General features: G+C 55.8%; 21 protein-coding genes and 1 tRNA gene. 12 read left to right on the plus strand and 10 right to left on the minus strand.

Going from position 1 to position 17426, the window contains the following annotated elements:
- Positions 1–13: 13 nt before the first annotated feature.
- The 9 genes from ccmI to ccmA are packed head-to-tail and all read right to left on the minus strand — an operon-like array spanning position 14 to position 6966.
- Positions 14–1228, minus strand: a complete 1215-nt coding sequence (ccmI, locus tag FBY13_RS09215; RefSeq protein WP_145394002.1) for a c-type cytochrome biogenesis protein CcmI — start codon at positions 1226–1228, stop codon at positions 14–16.
- Entirely contained in the window at positions 1228–1683 is a 456-nt protein-coding gene (locus tag FBY13_RS09220; RefSeq protein ID WP_109717632.1) for a cytochrome c-type biogenesis protein, read from the minus strand. The genes ccmI and FBY13_RS09220 overlap by 1 nt, the downstream gene beginning before the upstream one ends.
- Positions 1680–2234, minus strand: a complete 555-nt coding sequence (locus FBY13_RS09225; RefSeq protein ID WP_063880359.1) for a DsbE family thiol:disulfide interchange protein — start codon at positions 2232–2234, stop codon at positions 1680–1682. Before FBY13_RS09225 ends, FBY13_RS09220 begins: the two co-directional genes overlap by 4 nt.
- A complete protein-coding gene (locus tag FBY13_RS09230; RefSeq protein ID WP_145394003.1) occupies positions 2231–4189 on the minus strand; it encodes a heme lyase CcmF/NrfE family subunit in 1959 nt (652 codons plus the stop codon). The genes FBY13_RS09225 and FBY13_RS09230 overlap by 4 nt, the downstream gene beginning before the upstream one ends.
- The gene (gene ccmE, locus FBY13_RS09235) at positions 4186–4671 is read right to left on the minus strand and encodes a cytochrome c maturation protein CcmE (protein WP_145394004.1); all 486 of its coding nucleotides are present in this window, start codon (positions 4669–4671) and stop codon (positions 4186–4188) included. Before ccmE ends, FBY13_RS09230 begins: the two co-directional genes overlap by 4 nt.
- Positions 4668–4898 carry a heme exporter protein CcmD gene (gene ccmD, locus FBY13_RS09240; RefSeq protein WP_063880362.1) on the minus strand — a complete coding sequence of 77 codons (231 nt, stop codon included), beginning with the start codon at positions 4896–4898 and terminating at the stop codon, positions 4668–4670. The genes ccmE and ccmD overlap by 4 nt, the downstream gene beginning before the upstream one ends.
- Entirely contained in the window at positions 4895–5635 is a 741-nt protein-coding gene (locus FBY13_RS09245) for a heme ABC transporter permease (RefSeq protein ID WP_145394005.1), read from the minus strand. The genes ccmD and FBY13_RS09245 overlap by 4 nt, the downstream gene beginning before the upstream one ends.
- A 54-nt stretch (positions 5636–5689) precedes the next feature.
- A complete protein-coding gene (gene ccmB, locus FBY13_RS09250; RefSeq protein ID WP_145394006.1) occupies positions 5690–6349 on the minus strand; it encodes a heme exporter protein CcmB in 660 nt (219 codons plus the stop codon).
- Positions 6349–6966, minus strand: coding sequence for a cytochrome c biogenesis heme-transporting ATPase CcmA (gene ccmA, locus FBY13_RS09255; RefSeq protein WP_145394007.1), 618 nt, complete (start codon positions 6964–6966; stop codon positions 6349–6351). Before ccmA ends, ccmB begins: the two co-directional genes overlap by 1 nt.
- Positions 6967–7209: 243 nt before the next feature.
- On the opposite strand from ccmA, the gene FBY13_RS09260 reads away from it, so the two are divergent.
- The 5 genes from FBY13_RS09260 (at position 7210) to FBY13_RS09280 (ending at position 10948) form a co-directional block, all read left to right on the plus strand.
- Positions 7210–8142 carry a formate/nitrite transporter family protein gene (locus FBY13_RS09260; protein ID WP_096010926.1) on the plus strand — a complete coding sequence of 311 codons (933 nt, stop codon included), beginning with the start codon at positions 7210–7212 and terminating at the stop codon, positions 8140–8142.
- 73 nt (positions 8143–8215) lie between these two features.
- Positions 8216–8287, plus strand: a tRNA-Arg gene (locus FBY13_RS09265).
- A gap of 186 nt (positions 8288–8473) precedes the next feature.
- Positions 8474–9727, plus strand: a complete 1254-nt coding sequence (locus tag FBY13_RS09270; protein WP_145394008.1) for an integrase arm-type DNA-binding domain-containing protein — start codon at positions 8474–8476, stop codon at positions 9725–9727.
- Positions 9728–9758: 31 nt separating this feature from the next.
- Positions 9759–10628, plus strand: a complete 870-nt coding sequence (locus FBY13_RS09275) for a hypothetical protein (RefSeq protein ID WP_145394009.1) — start codon at positions 9759–9761, stop codon at positions 10626–10628.
- A 101-nt stretch (positions 10629–10729) separates the two neighbouring features.
- Positions 10730–10948 carry an AlpA family transcriptional regulator gene (locus FBY13_RS09280; RefSeq protein ID WP_145394010.1) on the plus strand — a complete coding sequence of 73 codons (219 nt, stop codon included), beginning with the start codon at positions 10730–10732 and terminating at the stop codon, positions 10946–10948.
- A gap of 33 nt (positions 10949–10981) precedes the next feature.
- Here FBY13_RS09280 and FBY13_RS23430 read toward each other — a convergent pair whose 3' ends face one another.
- Positions 10982–11155 carry a hypothetical protein gene (locus tag FBY13_RS23430; RefSeq protein WP_186440806.1) on the minus strand — a complete coding sequence of 58 codons (174 nt, stop codon included), beginning with the start codon at positions 11153–11155 and terminating at the stop codon, positions 10982–10984.
- A gap of 273 nt (positions 11156–11428) precedes the next feature.
- Between FBY13_RS23430 and FBY13_RS09285 the strand changes: the two genes are divergently transcribed.
- The 7 genes from FBY13_RS09285 (at position 11429) to FBY13_RS09315 (ending at position 17362) form a co-directional block, all read left to right on the plus strand.
- On the plus strand, positions 11429–11785 hold the full coding sequence (locus tag FBY13_RS09285) for a hypothetical protein (RefSeq protein WP_145394011.1): 357 nt from the start codon (positions 11429–11431) through the stop codon (positions 11783–11785).
- Positions 11786–11813: 28 nt separating this feature from the next.
- The gene (locus tag FBY13_RS09290) at positions 11814–12098 is read left to right on the plus strand and encodes a hypothetical protein (protein ID WP_058701262.1); all 285 of its coding nucleotides are present in this window, start codon (positions 11814–11816) and stop codon (positions 12096–12098) included.
- Positions 12095–12472 carry a DUF5375 family protein gene (locus FBY13_RS09295; RefSeq protein ID WP_013027753.1) on the plus strand — a complete coding sequence of 126 codons (378 nt, stop codon included), beginning with the start codon at positions 12095–12097 and terminating at the stop codon, positions 12470–12472. Before FBY13_RS09290 ends, FBY13_RS09295 begins: the two co-directional genes overlap by 4 nt.
- Before the next feature lie 9 nt (positions 12473–12481).
- Positions 12482–15154, plus strand: a complete 2673-nt coding sequence (locus FBY13_RS09300) for a TOPRIM and DUF927 domain-containing protein (RefSeq protein ID WP_145394012.1) — start codon at positions 12482–12484, stop codon at positions 15152–15154.
- 366 nt (positions 15155–15520) lie between these two features.
- Positions 15521–16246, plus strand: coding sequence for a septation initiation protein (locus FBY13_RS09305; protein ID WP_145394013.1), 726 nt, complete (start codon positions 15521–15523; stop codon positions 16244–16246).
- The gene (locus FBY13_RS09310; protein WP_006121232.1) at positions 16246–16521 is read left to right on the plus strand and encodes an ogr/Delta-like zinc finger family protein; all 276 of its coding nucleotides are present in this window, start codon (positions 16246–16248) and stop codon (positions 16519–16521) included. Before FBY13_RS09305 ends, FBY13_RS09310 begins: the two co-directional genes overlap by 1 nt.
- A gap of 16 nt (positions 16522–16537) precedes the next feature.
- Entirely contained in the window at positions 16538–17362 is an 825-nt protein-coding gene (locus FBY13_RS09315) for a hypothetical protein (RefSeq protein ID WP_145394014.1), read from the plus strand.
- The last annotated feature ends 64 nt before the right edge of the window (positions 17363–17426 follow it).

The following is a 17426-nucleotide window of genomic DNA, read 5'->3' on the forward strand; positions in this document are numbered from 1 at the left end:
AGATAGCAGCCGGTTAAGGCTGCTGCTGATCGATCGCCACGGCAATGTGCTGATGACCATCCCAGGGAACCACTGCGCTAAGCCCGAACCAGTCGCCCGGCTCTGGACTGGCGCGGCCATTGCGTGAAATTCTGACGCGCACCTGGATCTGTTTCTGCGCCGAAAGACGGCGATCTTGCAACATAGCATTACTGTCATCCAGCGTCAGCGATACGGGAAAATGGCCGGGCGATATCCGCTTCACCGCCACCGGGACAGGCGATATACCGTCAGTAACCGAAATATACATGACTCCGCCCGGCGGTAACATTTTTTCTGCCTGCGGAGAAAGTGTCACGTCGACCACCAGTTGTGTGTTTTGCTGCCCGGCGTCTGTTTTGGCTTGTTCAATGCTGCGCGCGATGCCGTCGCGACGAGGATCATCGGTCGGCAACGCGTGCAACAGCGTTTCCCAACTGTCTATGGCCTGCGAATACTGCTGCTGTTCAAACGCATTATAGGCCAGCAGACTCAGCGTGCGGATATTCTGCGGATGCTGTTTAAGCAGATCCTTAAGCAACAGCCCGGCCTGGCGGTTATCCTGAGGATCGCCCGATCGCGTCAGTACCTCGGCATAATCCTGCTTTAAGGCCATATTGTTGGGTGCTAACTGGAGTGCTCGCTCAAACGCCTGCCGGGCGGTTGTGGCATCATTGAGTACCATACCAAGACGGCCCAGCATCGCCCAGCCGCCAGGATTATCAGGTTCGCTTTGCAGTTGGCTGCGCAAACCGAGCTGTAAACGTGAGAGTTGCTCCAGGGTAAGCGGCCGGGCATGAGGGTCCATGACCTGCGCGCGCAGCGCCGGATAGTCGTCCTGTATCTGAATCCAGCCACTCAACTGCGTTAATCCGCCGGTTTTGAGATAGCTCGCCACAGACACGACGATCAACACGATAAGGCCGGGTAACAGCACCCAACGACGGCTGCTGCTGTGCGCGTGGGTCTCCGACGCAGGCGGGATGTCACTGAGCAGGGTTTGCTGTAACTCTCGCTCCATCACGGCCCGATCGGCAATCACACCCTGTTCTTCATCCTGAGTGAGTTCAGCCAACCGTTGCTGATAAAAATGTGTGTTAAGGCTGTCGCGCGCATCTCCGCGCGCCTCGCGTTGTCGCCAGCCTGCCGCCAAAAACAGCACGCAGGCCGCCAGCAGGAGCAGCAACATCGTGATTAAAAAAACCGCCATTATACTTTCCTGTCCGACTTCAGAATCGCCGCCAGGCGCTGCTGTTCTTCATCATCAAGCTCGCTGCGGGTTTTGCGCTGACGACTACGCAGCACAATCACGGCAGCGCCCAGTACCACAAACAGTGCCGGCCCGGCCCATAAGATCAGGGTGGATGGGGTGACAGGCGGCTGGTAGCTGACGAAATGGCCATAGCGCGCCACCATATAGTCTATGATCTGCTGACGACTCTGTCCCTGTTTCATCAGTTGGTAAACTTTTAACCGCATATCTGACGCAATCATGGCGTTGGAGTCGGCAATGCTGTTGTTCTGGCACTTAGGGCAGCGCAGCGAGGCCGTGATGTCCCGGTACTGCTCTTCCTGCGCGACGGAGTCAAATGCATAGGTATCCATCGCGGCCCACAGGCTGGCGCTAAACAGCAGCCCACAGATCATCATCACAAGGGATTTCATGCGCCGCTCTCCTTCATATATTTATCCCACAACGGCTTCACTTCCTGTTGCCAGACGCGCGGATTCAGGTCACCGGCATGGCGATAGCGAATAATCCCGTTGCCATCAATCAGAAAAGTTTCAGGTGCACCGTAGACGCCAAGATCGAGGCCCAGCATTCCGTCACCATCATACAGGCTGAGCGCATAAGGATTCCCCAGCGTATTCAGCCAGGTCACCGCCTTTTGGCGATCGTCTTTGTAGTTCAGCCCTACAACACGGACGCCCTGCTCTGCCAGCGCATTAAGATAGCGATGCTCGGCACGGCAGGTTGGACACCAGGTCGCCCAGACGTTCAGCAATAGCGGCTTACCGGTAATCAGCGTCTGCTGATTATAGGTTTGACCCGGTTTATCCAGCGCCTCCAGCCTGAAAACGGGCAGGGGCTGGCCAATCAGAGCTGACTCCAGCCGGGAAGGATCGTCCCCTTCAGCATTCCGTGACAGTTGCCACAGGAGGGCGGCTGCCAGCAGTAAAAATAATCCCAGCGGAACAAACAGAATTTTTTTCATGCCTGCGCCTCAGGATCGGCTTTCTTGCGCGAGCGATAGCGGGGGTCCAGTAAACAGAACAGGCCGCCGACAGCCATGAACAGCCCACCAAACCAGATCCAGCGAACAAAGGGTTTGTAATAAAGACGCACCGCCCAACTGCCGTCATTCAGCTCTTCACCCAGCGCAGCGTAAAGATCACGGGTAAAACCCCCGTCAATAGCCGCCTCGGTCATCATGGTACGCGCAGCAGAGTAAAAGCGTTTTTCGGCATACAAGATGGCTTCCGGCTTGCCCTTGCGAGAAACATCAATGACTGCGACGCCGCCACTGTAGTTAGGGCCTTGTAACTCCTGAACATCACGAAAAACAAAATGGTAGTGATGGATATCGACGCTGTCGCCTGCTTTCATTCTTACATCGCGCTCAACGCTGTATTGGGTACTGAACGCAATGCCAATCACGGTGACGCCAACGCCAAGGTGTCCCAGCACCATGCCCCAGTGACTGCGCGAAAGATGACGTAATCCGGTGAAAAAACGGTGACGATGGGTGGCGCGTTCATGCAGCTCCATCAGGGTCAACACGATGATCCATACCGCCATCAGTAATCCCACCACCGTCATGGCTTCAACACGATCCTGCAACCACCAGGGCAGTAGCACGGACGCAATCAGCGTGACGAGCAGCGCTAACACCAAACGGCGCACCAGTTTTTGCGGTTCATCACGTCGCCAGCGCACTAACGGCCCAATACCGAGCATCAATGCCAGCGGGGCCATTAACCAACTAAACATCGTATTAAAGAAGGGTTCGCCTACCGAAATGCTGCCCAGGCCTAATTGCTTATGCACTAAGGGCAATAGCGTACCGAGCAGCACCACCAGCATGGCCGCAATCAACAGTACGTTATTCCCCAGCAGGAAAGATTCGCGCGACCAGAGTTCATTTTGCACCCGACTGCGCACCTGTCCGCCTTTAATGGCATACAGTAGCAGTGAGCTGCCAATCACAATCACCAGGAATGCCAGAATAAACATGCCGCGCGCAGGATCGGAGGCAAACGCGTGCACCGACACCAGCACGCCAGAGCGAACCAGGAAGGTGCCGAGCAGGCTCAGTGAGAACGCGGTGATGGCCAACAACACCGTCCAGGCTTTGAAGGTGCCGCGTTTTTCCGTGACCGCCAGCGAATGCATCAAGGCGGTGCCCGCCAGCCACGGCATAAAGGACGCGTTTTCGACCGGGTCCCAAAACCACCAGCCGCCCCAGCCCAGTTCGTAATAAGCCCAGGCTGAACCCAGCACAATGCCGATGGTGAGAAAGAGCCAGGCGGCGGTGGTCCAGGGGCGCGACCAGCGGGCCCAGGCCGTATCCAGCCGTCCCGCCATTAACGAGGCGATGGCAAACGCAAAGGCCACGGAGAAGCCGACATAACCCATATACAGCAGTGGCGGATGAAAAATCAGACCGATATCCTGCAACATTGGGTTGAGATCGCGACCGTCTACAGGATAATCGGGGAGCGTCCGGCTAAACGGATTTGAGGTGAGGATAATAAACAGCAAAAAGCCCAGATTAATCATCCCCATCACTGACAACACACGGGCCAGCGCGTCCTGCGGCATACCACGGCTCAATATTGCCACGGCCAGCGTCCAGCTGCTGAGCAGCAGCACCCACAACAGCAACGAGCCTTCGTGCGCGCCCCAGGTCGCGGCAATGCGGTAATACACCGGCAGGAGCGTATTAGCGTTATTCACGACATAGCTGACGGTGAAATCATTAACGATAAAGGCCCATACCAGCAGCATAAATGCGCCCGCGATGCAGGCAAACAAACCGGCGGCAAGCGGGCGCGCCATTGCCATTAAACGCGCGTCCTGACGCCATGCGCCCCACAGTGGATAAACGCTGAGCAGAAGCGCCAGCGCTAAGCCGAGACAGAGTAAAAAACTGCCCACTTCTGGCATCATGGTGTGTTCCCTGCCTGCTGTTTCATGGCTTCCTGCCCTTGCGGTGCGGACTTCATTGCCATGGTAATTTCGGGTGGCGTGTAGTTTTCATCATGTTTCGCCAGCACCTCTTTCGCGTTAATCAGATTGCCGGGTTCAAGAACGCCCTGGGCTACGACGCCCTGACCTTCACGAAACAAGTCCGGTAAGATGCCGACAAAGTTAACGCTGACCACGGCGCTGCCGTCATAAAGCTGAAAGGCGACGGCCAGGGTTTGGGGATCGCGTGTCACGCTGCCGGGCATCACCATGCCGCCCACGCGCAGGCGCTGTCCCGGCTCAGGCCTGATATGCGCTTCGCCTTTGCCATTGATAATTTCACCCGGCGTGTAAAACAGATCGATATTGGACCGCAGCGCATACATTACCAGCGCCGTGGCCAGCCCAAGTCCGGTTAGTATCGCCAGCACAACATACAGACGATGACGACGACGGGTATTCACTTTTCCTCTCCTGTCGGTTCACTGGCATGTTGACGTCTGGCCGCACGCAGGCGGCGCTCCCGGGCATCACGCTGACGAATGTCAGCCAGCAGACGACGATGCGACAGCAGCGCGTGCAGTGCCAGCCCCAACATGGGTAGTACCGTACACAGGACGGCCAGCCAGACATAGAAGGCATAGCCTCCCATGGCAAAGAAGTCATGCCATGAGGCAAAAGCAGGCGTCATGACTTGCTCCTGGTGTTCGCAAGTGCAATCGCCCAGGGACGTCGGCGTTCCGTTAGCAGGATAAGATTACGCAGGCGCAGTAGCGTAAGAGTAATAAACAACAACAGGTAACCCAGAATCGCCCAGCGCAGCGGCGTGCGCATCGGTGGCGCTATCGCCTGCTGCATCAGCCCGGACGATCCCTGGTGCAGGGTATTCCACCACTGCACGGAAAAATGAATGATGGGCAGATTGATCACGCCGACCAGAATCAGCACACCGGCCGCGCGTCCGGCCGTCCGGCGATCGTCAAACGCATGGTACAGCGCGATAACGCCCAGATATAAAAACAGCAGCACCAGCTCAGACGTTAATCTGGCGTCCCAAATCCACCAGGTGCCCCACATCGGTTTGCCCCAGGCAGAACCGGTGACTAAGGCAATAAAGGTGAAGACAGCTCCCACCGGTGCCATCGCTGCCGAGACCAGATCGGCCATTTTCATTTGCCATACCAGGCCGGTGAATGCGGCAACCGCCATGGCGCTGTAAACGCCCATCGACCACATTGCCGCAGGAACATGAATATACATAATCCGAAAGCTGTCGCCCTGCTGATAATCCGGCGGTGCATAGCCAAATCCCCACACCCACGCCAGCAGCAAACTCGCTATGCAGGCCACGGCGCACCACGGCACCAGCCGACCGCATAACTGATAGAGCCGTTCAGGCTTTGCCAGCTGATGTAATCCTTTCCACATGATGAATTGCTCACATTTAATTAGTGCTTATCTGCACGTCTGTTGCGTGATGATTTATTGCAACGTGATGCGCAAGGCAGCCGCTGTTGCAAAAGGGGCCAGCGTGGCACTGCCGACCAGCATGGCACCCAGCAGCGCCAGATAGCCGCCAATGGCTAACCCCTGCCCCGCCGCATCGATGGCGGCGCTGGCAAAAATAAGGACCGGAATCGCCAGGGGTAAAACCAGCAGGCTGAGCAGCACGCCGCCGCGACGCAACCCAACGGTCAGCCCAACCCCGATGGCACCTAAAAAACTCAGCGTTGGCGTACCGAGCAGTAGCGTTAATGCCATGGCCCGCCAGCTATACATATCCAGTGAGAGCAACATGGCAACCAGCGGCGAAAGCAGAATCAGGGGCAGGCCGGTTACCAGCCAGTGGGCGATCACTTTGCCCATCACCGTGACCGGTAGCGGCGTGGGCGATAATAAAAGCTGATCCAGCGTTCCATCGAGATAGTCGTCACGGAACAGCCTTTCCAGTGCGAGCAGCGAGGAAAGCAAGGCGGCAACCCAGACAATGCCAGGGGCAATGCGCGCCAGCTGCTGTGGGTCGGGTCCAATGCCCAGCGGGAAGAGCGTGATGACAATCAGGAAAAACCACAACGGATTGACCACCTCTGCCCCACGACGAAATGCGATACGCAACTCACGCTGAATAAGGCGAAACAGCATTAATGACACTCCACGCTTTTCAGACTGATTTTGGTTATTTCTCCGCGCCAGCCGGGCAAAGCCTGATGGCTGGTCAAAATCAGCGCCCCGCCGCCACCCAGGTGGTCGGCAAACCGGGCGATTAGCGTTTCAACGCCGGTTTTATCGATGGCGGTTAAAGGCTCATCCAAAATCCATAACCTTGCCTGGGTCAGCCACAACCGTGCCAGGGCAATGCGACGCTGCTGCCCCGCAGAGAGTTGCGATGCCGCGACGTCTTCATAGCCCGCCAACTCAACGCTGGCTAGTGCGTTAAAAATTTGTTCATCGCTGCACGTATGATGATAAAACCGCAAATTTTCCAGCGGAGAAAGTGCCGCTTTGATACCCGGAAGATGGCCCAGATACAGCATGTAACGGTGCCATTCGTCGCGTTGCCGCTGAATGGGCTGCGACTGCCACAGCACGTCACCCTGTTCTGGCGTGCTTAATCCCGCCAGGACGCGCAGCAGTGAGGTTTTACCGGCCCCGTTTGGCCCTTCAATTTGCACAATGTTGCCCGCTGCCACGCTAAACGTAAGCGCCTCAAAGAGCGCACGCTCATCACGAACACAAAGCAGATTGATGATTTCCAACATGGGAGGGTAAATCGCGCCAGCCAAATAAGGCGGAAATGATAGCACAATGTTGCAATCTGCCGAAGACCGCGCGCCTCCTGCTTTCCAGCCTGTTGTAGACATTCGTGCTTTACGCGTAGTGCAACGGTCAAAAAGCGCGCTCCATTAAAATGTTGTAACTTTTGTTAGCAATTGCAGAAACACTTTCACACACCAAAAAACGTCTACGCTTATAACGCATTTGCACTGTTACCAGGAGAAAACATGAAGCCTTCATCAAGCATGAATCAGGGCAAAAATGATGTTGATAGCGAAGAAAAGGACGAAGGCAAAGAGGATATCGAGGTAAATGAAGATGCCCTTCCCTCACGCGCTGCCGCTATCCACGAAGAAATTCGTCAGGATGGGGAGAAAGAGCTGGAGCGTGACGGCATGGCCCTGCTGTGGTCAGCTATTGCGGCCGGTTTGTCGATGGGCGCGTCGCTCATGGCAAAAGGCATTTTTCAGGTTCATCTGGACGGCGTACCCGGAGCCTTTTTACTGGAAAACCTGGGCTACACCTTTGGCTTTGTGATTGTCATTATGGCCCGTCAGCAGCTTTTTACTGAAAACACCGTAACGGCCGTGCTGCCGATAATGCACAAACCGACGATGGGTAATGTCGGATTACTGCTGCGCCTGTGGGGCATTGTGCTGTTGGGGAATCTCATCGGAACGGCATTCGCGGCGCTGGCGTTTAACGAGATGCCCATCTTTGATGAGGCCACACGACAAGCCTTTACCGATATCAGCATGAAAGTGATGGAACACACGCCGGGTGAGATGTTTGCCAATGCGGTGATTTCAGGCTGGATTATCGCCACGATGGTCTGGATGTTCCCCTTTGCAGGGGGCGCCAAACTGTTTGTGATTGTGATGATGACCTGGCTGGTCGCGCTGGGCGATCTGGCGCATATCGTGGTGGGTTCTGTTGAGGTGTTTTACCTGGTATTTGACGGCAGCGTACCCTGGACCGATTTTATCTGGCCCTTCGCTATCCCGACATTGCTGGGTAACCTTACCGGTGGCACGCTGATTTTCGCCCTGATTAGTCATGCACAGATCCGTAATGATATGGGCGAAGCTGCACAGGCCAAAGCGAAAGCCGAACGGCGAAAAGCAGAGAAAAAACGTCAGCAGCAACAAGAAGAACGCTAAATTGCTGACAGAATGAGCAAACGCGCGGCAGTGTAGTGAATCCTGCCGCATAACTGCGGTATACTGCGCTGGCGTCTCCTTAGTTAAATGGATATAACGAGCCCCTCCTAAGGGCTAGTTGCAGGTTCGATTCCTGCAGGGGACAATTTTCTTTCATTTCACCACGTTTCATAACATCACAAAATCCCCGATAAATCCTTTAAAATCAATAAATGACGACTCCAATAGGTTTCAGTTCATTTCATGACATTGCATGCTTCTGATGGTATCTTTGATGGTATTCCCGGTTCGATAAGCCGATACCATCAACTAATAGCTAAGATTACTCCCTATGGCACTTAACGAGCTATCCCCTAAAAAAGTTGAAAACGCCAAACCCAAAGAGACAGACTACAAGCTGACCGACGGTGGCAGCCTTTATCTCTTAGTCAAAAAGAATGGGACTAAAGCATGGCGAATGAACTATAGATACAATGGTAAGCAAGCTACGTTAGCGCTGGGCGTATTTCCTGACGTTTCGCTAGCACTAGCACGTAAACGCAGAGATGAAGCAAGGCAACTTTTGGCTGAGGGTGTTGACCCAAGGGTTACTAAAAGGATAGCCCCGACAGAACCAACCTCATCGACATTCCAAGCTATCGCTTTAAAGTGGCACAAAGGCACTATTGGTCACCCTGAGTGGAAAGAAATTACGCGCACAAAAATACTTAGAGAAATGGAAAATCATATTTTTCCATTTATTGGGAATAAACCTATAAATTCACTAAAAACAAGCGATCTTTTAAAGTTGCTGGTGAGAATGAGTGAGCAAGGTATTGGGTCCACAACTGGAAGAGTTAAAACTACTCTAGCAAGTGTTTTTCGATATGCCATTCAGCTTGGGATTGTTGAATACAATCCTACCCATGATCTCAAAGGAGCTGTTTCCCTCCCTAAAACCATACATCGCCCTGCGCTTCCCTTAGAAAAATTATGTGAGCTAATTTCAAAAATTGGGGGGTATACAGGAAGACCATTGACCAAGCTTGCGGTCTTATTCTCCCTTCACACTTTTGTTCGCTCCAGCGAACTTAGGCATGCAAGATGGGCGGAAATTAATTTCCAAACTGCCATGTGGACTATCCCTGCAAAGCGGGAAAAAATTGATGGGGTAAAACACTCAGAGCGAGGTGCTAAAATGGGTAGCATTCACTATGTTCCTCTATCTAAAGAGGCAATTAATATCCTCGAAACTATAAAAGATATAAGTGGTGAATATGAACTTATTTTTCCAGGTGATAGCAACCCTTATAAACCCATGAGTGAAAACACCGTTAATAAAGCATTACGTATTATGGGTTACGATACAAAGGTTGATATTTGTCTTCATGGATTCAGAGCTATGGCCTGCTCAGCTCTTACTGAGTCTGGATTATGGTCAAGAGATGCAGTTGAACGCCAAATGAGCCATCATGAAAGAAACGAAGTCCGAGCAGCTTACGTACACCTGGCGCAGCACATGCATGAACGTCGTAAAATGATGCAGTGGTGGTCTGATTATATTTCTAGAAACTCAGAATTTTTTGTATATCCGCATGAGATGTAGTTAAATAAACATCATTTTTAGAGGGATAAGTATGCGCAATAAAAACATCAAAAATGTTTGGTCGGCTAATGAAATTGCCCCCCTTGAATTTTGCTCACTCTCACGGGCAGCAAGACTATTAAAATGTGAAATAGAAGATTTCCTTCACTGGCACGATGTAGGTTCAATAACCTTATGCCTTAGACTACCCGACACTAAAGGAAAATTAATAACCGAAATAGAAAACCAAAAAGAAGATATTTTTAAACTATATTTAGAAAAAATTGCCACTCTAAATGAACTCGCTACGGTTATGAAAGCTTGGTCTCACCACTCAAAAATTTTTAGCATATTAGAAGAAAATAGGGGGAGGGTTGAAACCAAAGTTACAGTTAAAAATGACATTACAACATATGAAACACCAGTATTTGCAGCAGGAATTTGGTCTATAACCTCCAGAGATCTTTTCGATTTATTAGATAACGATGAAAAATATTATGAATCGATGGTTGGAGTAATCTCACCATCCAATAAAATTTTGTTATGCTTATTTATCCCAGACGACCAAAAATGCATAAGCCCATCAATTTCAAACATATTCATAACTAAAGAATCAATTGAAAAGATATATTCACACGCCCTTAGCGGAATGGAAATGCCATTAATTCATGGCGCTAAAAAACTGGAGGATAAAAACAAAAATGAAAAAATAGCCATATCCCCACAAAAAGAAAAGCTTTCTGATTTTATTAAATTTCTTATAAAAACAAACCCAACCTTAAGTAAAAATATTTTAAGTACAACTGCAAACAACAGGCATAAGCTTTTTAAAGAATACATAGACAACTTAAGGAAAAAAGGCATCGAAATTGACTATGACATACCTTCTTCACCAACTTTAGAGCGATACCTAAAGCTCTAAATTTTTAACAATGAGTTCAAAATTTCGAAGAATCCCAGTTCTTTTTATAGTTAAATCCTCTGCGTTGATTTCATAAATAACTTAACGCAGCAGGTATATTCATGACGAACAATTCCTACCCCCTAACAGGTCATGCTCGGCCCAAAGCTACAGCTGATTTCCTTAAAATAAGCACGGTGACATTATGGAGATGGCAGAAAAACAAAAGCGATTTCCCAAAATCTACACGCTTGTCCGAGAGGGTATCAATCTTTAAAGCTGAAGAAATACGTGAATGGGTAGATTTGAGAGCTGAGAGCAATGATGAAAATCACAGTTAAAAAACAGGCGGATTTACGCCTGTTTTCTGGATGTCAAACTTTTGGTGTTATGCCACGATCTTGCAACTCTTTACGAAGAATTCTTTTTATCCATGCCGCCAGTGCAGCATCACCATCTTTGCGCATTTCATTCTCAAGTTGCTCTCTGAACTCATCGGTAAGACGTATCTGGAAAGGCGGAGATCTTTTCTCTTTTTGTGTTGACATGGTAATTACCAATACCTATATTAACCTACATGGTAATTACCATGATAATGGCATTCACCATAAAAGACAATGCCCGAGTATGCTGCAACATAACTCGGGCACCTTACCACTCGCTAGATGAGATAACGACAATGGCTAATGTGAATCTTACGTGGTTATTCTTTGCAATCAACCCTTACCAGTTGCCCTCCAAGGTATGCGCTGAATGGAAACGGCTTTTTGCAAACCACATGAAGCTTTTAATTAACCGCCAGCGCTACCACGGAGGTCGTTATGCCTGATTATCCTCAGCATGGTGAACGATGGCAGCATTCGCAGGGCTGGACGGTAACGGTGATGCGTCTTTCCGCTGCGCCCTTCTCCGTTGCATGTGCTAACCCTGAATTCAGTCACGAAGTGCTCTACCGCTACGACAGTGACGGGCAGGTCACCTCGGCCCCGCTGACGTGGTTCCTGGAAAACTACACCCTCAAAGCGGCATCACCGCGCAGTGATATGTCTGCTGACGGCGGGCATGACGGGTTCAGCCCGCTTGGCCTGCATCCGTCTGTGACGTTCAGCCGCTGGCGGGAGCCGGTGATGCGCCAGCCCGCTGAGCCGGACGACGGCCACTACTCAAACTACCTCTGACACGCAGCCAGCTTTAACGGAGTAAACCATGAATATTTCACACGGGCACAACGGTGCTCAGGGCATCCCCTTGCCTGAATCCGGCGTTTTCAGCGCCTTTGAATACGGCCTTCCTGCCGACGCCTTCGAGAAGCTCAACCGGGCCATGCACGCCTGCGACCTGCTCCAGCTGCTGCTGTCAGAGCATCCCGGCGATGCGGGTTCGGTGGCGGGCCACACCGTTCCCGGCATGGCGGCGGTGATGGAGTACCTGCGCGCCGACCTGACTGACGTCACCCGCTGCTGCGCGCTCATCGGGGAGGCTCACGCATGAAAAAGCCACAGGTTTCCGTTTTTCCGGCGGAGCTGACGACCGCCCTTTACCGCCGCGCCATAGCCTCAGCCTGGCGGGCAAAGCATCTGGCCGACACCGGCAGCGAAATGCGCGGCCCGCACCGCATGACGGTGGAGCGCATCGAGATGGCCATCGCCCTGCATCTGGAGGGCACGATGGTGAACGAGTACGGCGAGGCGCAGGGCGCAGCGGCGGCGCTGGCGCTGCTCACCGACATGGTGGAGCCGACGCTCCTGACCGCCCCGCCCGTGCTCACGGCGCGCGGGTGTGAGGTGATGGCCGGGCTTTACGCCACGCTCCCGGCGGCGTTTGAATCCTTCTGCGACACCGGCGCGTCGCTGTACCGGCATTAAGGGGGCGTTATGACAGTACAGTCAGTATCACACATCACGACGGCTGCGCGCGGCCGCTGGCCGGTGATTTTTCAGCAGCTGGGCATCACCGTGCCGGACGGCGGCAGGCATGGCCCCTGCCCGGCGTGCGGCGGCAAAGACCGGTTCCGCATGGATGACCTTGAGGGGCGCGGGACGTGGATTTGCAGCCAGTGCGGCCGGGGTGACGGGCTTGACCTGGTGAAGCGGGTCAAAGACAAAGGCGTTAAGGCGGCCGCGCAGGCGGTGGCAGAGCTGCTGGATTTGCGCGAGGCGCAGAGCGTGCCGGTTAAGCCTGCCAGGGAAAAAGCCCCGAAACGCGACATGGCGCCGGTCGTTGACGCGCTGGTGAAGGCCGGCCGCAGCGGTGAAAGCGCCTATCTTGCAGGCAAAGGCTTTGCCGGTTATCCCGCCTGCCTCACCGGCAGCGCACAGCGCATCAGCGGCACGGCCTTTCCGGCGGGTTCCCTGCTGCTGCCGCTGACCACAGTGGACGGCACGGTGACCGGCGCGCAGCTGATTGCCCCCACGGGGGAGAAAAGCCTGCTGCCGGGCAGCGTCATGAAGGCCGCATTCGTGGCGCTCAGTCCGCTGCCCTCAGAGCCGCCGGTGCAGGCGGTCATCACGGAGGGCTACGCCACGGCGCTGACGGTGAGCCAGCTGACCGCCGGATGCGTGGTGGCGGCCGTGTCGGCGGGCAACCTGCCGAACGTGGCGCAGGCGCTGCGGGCGCGCTGGCCGGAGGTGAAAATCGTCATCGCCGGTGACAACGACTTTCAGGACGGCGGCGAAAACCCCGGTAAGGCGTTCGCGGAAAAGGCGGCCAGAGCGGTCGGCGGCTGGGTGAGCCTGCCGCCGGGCGAGATAAAGGCCGACTGGAACGACTTTCACCGTGAGCACGGTGTGACCCGCGCCCGTGAAGCCTTCCGTAACGGTCTGGTGCTGTGCGGTGAGGGCCGCACGCAGCTGCCGCACGGGTTCCGGCTGACGCAGGAGTATCTCTGGTACGAAAAGCAGGTGCAGCGCAACGGCGAAACCGAAATCCAGAATGTGAAAATCTGCAACCCGCTGCGCGTCACGGCCATCACCTGCGACGCCGACGGCGGCAACTTCGGCCGCCTGCTGGAGTGGGAGGACACCTGGGGCGAGCGCAGGCGCTGGGCGATGCCGATGGAGATGCTCAGCGGCAGCGGTGAGGAGCTGCGCCGCGTGCTGCTGGTGAACGGCCTGTCGTACATCAGCACCACCGGCGAGGCCCGCGCGCGCCTGATGGAGTACATCTCGCTGTGCAAGCCGGAGCGCCGGGTAACCTGCGTGAGCCGCACCGGCTGGCACGGGCAGGTTTACGTGCTCCAGGACGAGGTGAGCGGCGACGGTGCAGACGGCGTCATTCTCCAGACCACCTCCGTGCAGGGCCGCGACTTCCGCGTGTCCGGTACCGTGGAGGAGTGGCGCGAGCACGTGGCGCGCTTCTGCACCGGCAATTCCCGCGTGGCGTTTGCGGTCAGCCTGGCCTTTGCCGCCCCGCTGCTGCGGCTGGTCGGGATGGACGGCGGTGGCTATCACCTCAAGGGCGAATCCACGGACGGCAAGACCACCACCATGAAGGCGGCCACCTCGGTGTGCGGCGGGCCGGACTACTGGCAGACGTGGCGCGCCACCGGCAACGCGCTGGAGGGCTGCGCCAGCCGCCGCAACGACGCCGCCATGATGCTCGACGAAATCCGCGAGGTCGACGGCCGCGAGGCGGGCAACATCGCCTACATGCTGGCAAACGGCCAGGGCAAGGGCCGCGCCGGAACGGACGGGGAGCTGCGCACCCGGAAACAGTGGCGGCTGCTGTTTTTCTCCACCGGCGAGCTGTCGCTGACCGAGCACGCCGCAAAGGCGGGTGAGCGCACGTTTGCCGGGATGGAGGTGAGGATGATCCAGATACCCAGCGACTCCGGGAAGTTTGGCGTGTTTGAGGAGCTGCACGGCTTCGACAGCGGAAAAGCGCTGGCCGAACACCTGGAGTGGGCGACATCCAGCTATTACGGCGCGCCGTTCCGCGAGTGGCTCAGGGCGCTGACCGCCGACCTCAGCGGGCTGACGGCGCAGGCCAAGGCGCTGATGAAGGAGTACACCGCCGCCCTGACGCCGCAGGATGCGGGCAATCAGGTGGGCCGCGCGGTCAACCGCTTTGCCCTGGTGGCGATGGCGGGCGAGCTGGCAACCCGGCTCGGCATCACCGGCTGGCAGGAGGGGGAAGCGCTGCGCGCAACCCGCGAGTGCCTGAATGCCTGGCTGAAAGACCGCGGCCACACGGCCAACCAGGAAGACATCGCGGCGCTGGAGCAGGTGCGCAGCTTCTTCACGGCCAATCAGTACAGCCGCTTTGCCGACTGGCACGACGAGCGCAACCGCCCCGGCAACATGGTGGGCTGGCGCAGGGTGGAAAAAGGCAACACCGCGCAGGGCACCGAGGCGGCCACGACGTTTTACGTTATGCCGTCCGGGTGGAAGGAAATCTGCAGGGGGTTCGACCCGCGCAAGGTGGCGCGACTGTGCGCCGACCGGGGCTACCTGATGGCCTCTGCCGACGGCAAGCTGCAGACCAGTATCCGCCCGCCAGAGATGAACGTGCGCAGGCTGTACGTCTTCAACAGCGAGGTGCCGGGCTGATGCAGACGCCTTTGCGTGAGTCTTATTTTTAAAGGGTAACAGGTGTAACGGGTGTAACAGCCGCATTCAGTAAGGTGTGAGCCTGTTACACCTCTTCCTCATGTGAGGTGTAACAGGTGTAACGCACCCGCCTGCGCTGTTACACCGTGTTACCCGTCGTGTTACACCGGAAGAATAAGAAAAACTGCTTTTAATTCATCACTGTAACACCTGTTACCCGTGTTACACCGCAAACAGAAGGTAAGTCAGCCAGCCGCCCTTTTCTGGCAGGCATTGTGTCAGGCACGGCACACGGCCCGCACATGGCTCACCTGTGCCAGCCCCGGCACAATTGACTTACTGAAAACGACCACACAGGAAGCCGACATGACCGACACCGCTTTATCCCTTCCCGCCGCCACGCAGGCCGCGCTTGATAAGGTCAGCACCGCAAAGGCGGCATGGCTTGAGGCCCGCCGCGTGCAGGCCGCCGCCGCTGAAAATGCAGAGACCATCCGCCAGCGCCGTGCGGAAACCGAAGCCACCGCGAACGCACAGAACGACGAGTGGCGCGCCCTGTTCCGCGACAGCAGCGGAGCCATGACGCCTGAAATGCGCGCGCTGCGCACCGAAATCGCGCTGAACCGCGAGACGCTGGAGGAGTTCGACGCGCTGCTGGCCTCTCACGCCGAAGAAACGGCCCGCCTGCCTTTCGAGACAGCCGACCGGGCGCAGGAGTACATCAGCGCCCACAACAGCCTGGTGGAGCTGCGCGCCATGCAGCTCTGGCAGGACTTCATGCGTGACCACGGCCAGCCGCTGATTCAGACGCTGAGCCTCCTGCACATCACGCTGGGCCGTCAGGCCGCGCTGGTCACCGGCGTGGTGGACTCCGTGAACGACCCCGACAGCGTGCTGAAGAACTTCATCAAGCGCCACATCACTGAACCGGCCGTTTCCGGTGAGGCCATGCCCGACAGCGACCCGGTGTTCCGCCTGTGCGGCGTGTCCCCCGACGCCCCCGCCAGGGCTGATGCGGGCCGCACCCTGTCACCGGCCGCCCGTCACAAGGCCAGAATCCGCCTGGAGTTAAAACAGAAGGAAAGCCGCTGATGGCCCTGAAATGTCCCGAATGCGGTCAGGTGGCCCACACCCGCACCAGCGCCTACGAGGCCCCGTCCGTCAAGCGCACCTGGTATCAGTGCCAGAACCTCGACTGCTCCTGCACGTTCACCGCGCTGGAGAGCGTCGAGAAAATCATCATGAAGCCCAACAGGCCCGTGGCGGCAGAGCCGGAGCCGGAAAGTGATGCGCCGGTACGCCAGCCGCAGACGCTGGGCCGCTACGGCTCAGCCTGCACCCGTAAAGACCGCCACGCACAGCCCTGAGACAGAGGAAAACAGCATGACACAGCAAGAAATGACAGACGAAGAGATTAAGGCAACCGGCCAGTACGTGGGCCAGCTTGTGGCACGAAGTCAGAAGCCGCTTAAGGATGCGGGCTGGCTCATGAAGCTGCCCGAAGCTGAATTAGCAGAACAGACCGCCGCGCTGGCGAAAAGCCTTCCGGCTGGCTGGCTGCCCCGCATTCAGGAACTTCAGGAAAAAATGCTGGCCTGGGTGGAGGCCAAAAAGGCCGAAGCCGCCGCCAGGGAGAGCGTTGAGGCGCTGCGCCAGAGCCAGGCACAGACGGAACAGGCAGGCCAGGATAACCGGGCGCGCTTTCGTGAGCTGCTGGAGCAGAATGGCGGCACCGTCACGCCGGAGATGAAGGCGCTGCGCGCGGAATACCTGGAGCAGCAGGAAACGGCGGCCGAGCTGGCCGGGCTGATTACCCAGAGGGAAAAGCAGCTGCCGGGGCTGGGCGACGTGACCGGGCAAAAGGCCCACGCTTACATCACCTGCCATGAGCGCATCATGGACGAGCGCATCGATGCACTCATTGATGAATTCTTTATCTTCCACGCCATTGAGCTGACCAGCCTGCTGAGAATGAAGTACAGCCAGTTTGAACGGTATGGCTCACCCCATGCGCCGGGTGTACTTGAAGGGGCAAACGATGCAGACACGCTCTACCGTGGATATATCATGAATCTGATGCTGAACTGGACAAATACAAAGCTGCCGCTGATGTTCCGTGATGATGTTATCAGCCTTGCAGGCCCGTACCCCTTCAGGGGGGCCGGAACTGACCGGCGCAAGCGTAAACGGTTCCCCGGCCAGAAATAACCCATCAGCCCGGCACCTGCCGGGCTTTTTTACGCCTGGTGCGTGAGTGCATGTCTATGCTGCA

This window comes from Pantoea sp. SJZ147 (assembly GCF_007828605.1).
Classification (GTDB): domain Bacteria; phylum Pseudomonadota; class Gammaproteobacteria; order Enterobacterales; family Enterobacteriaceae; genus Pantoea; species Pantoea allii.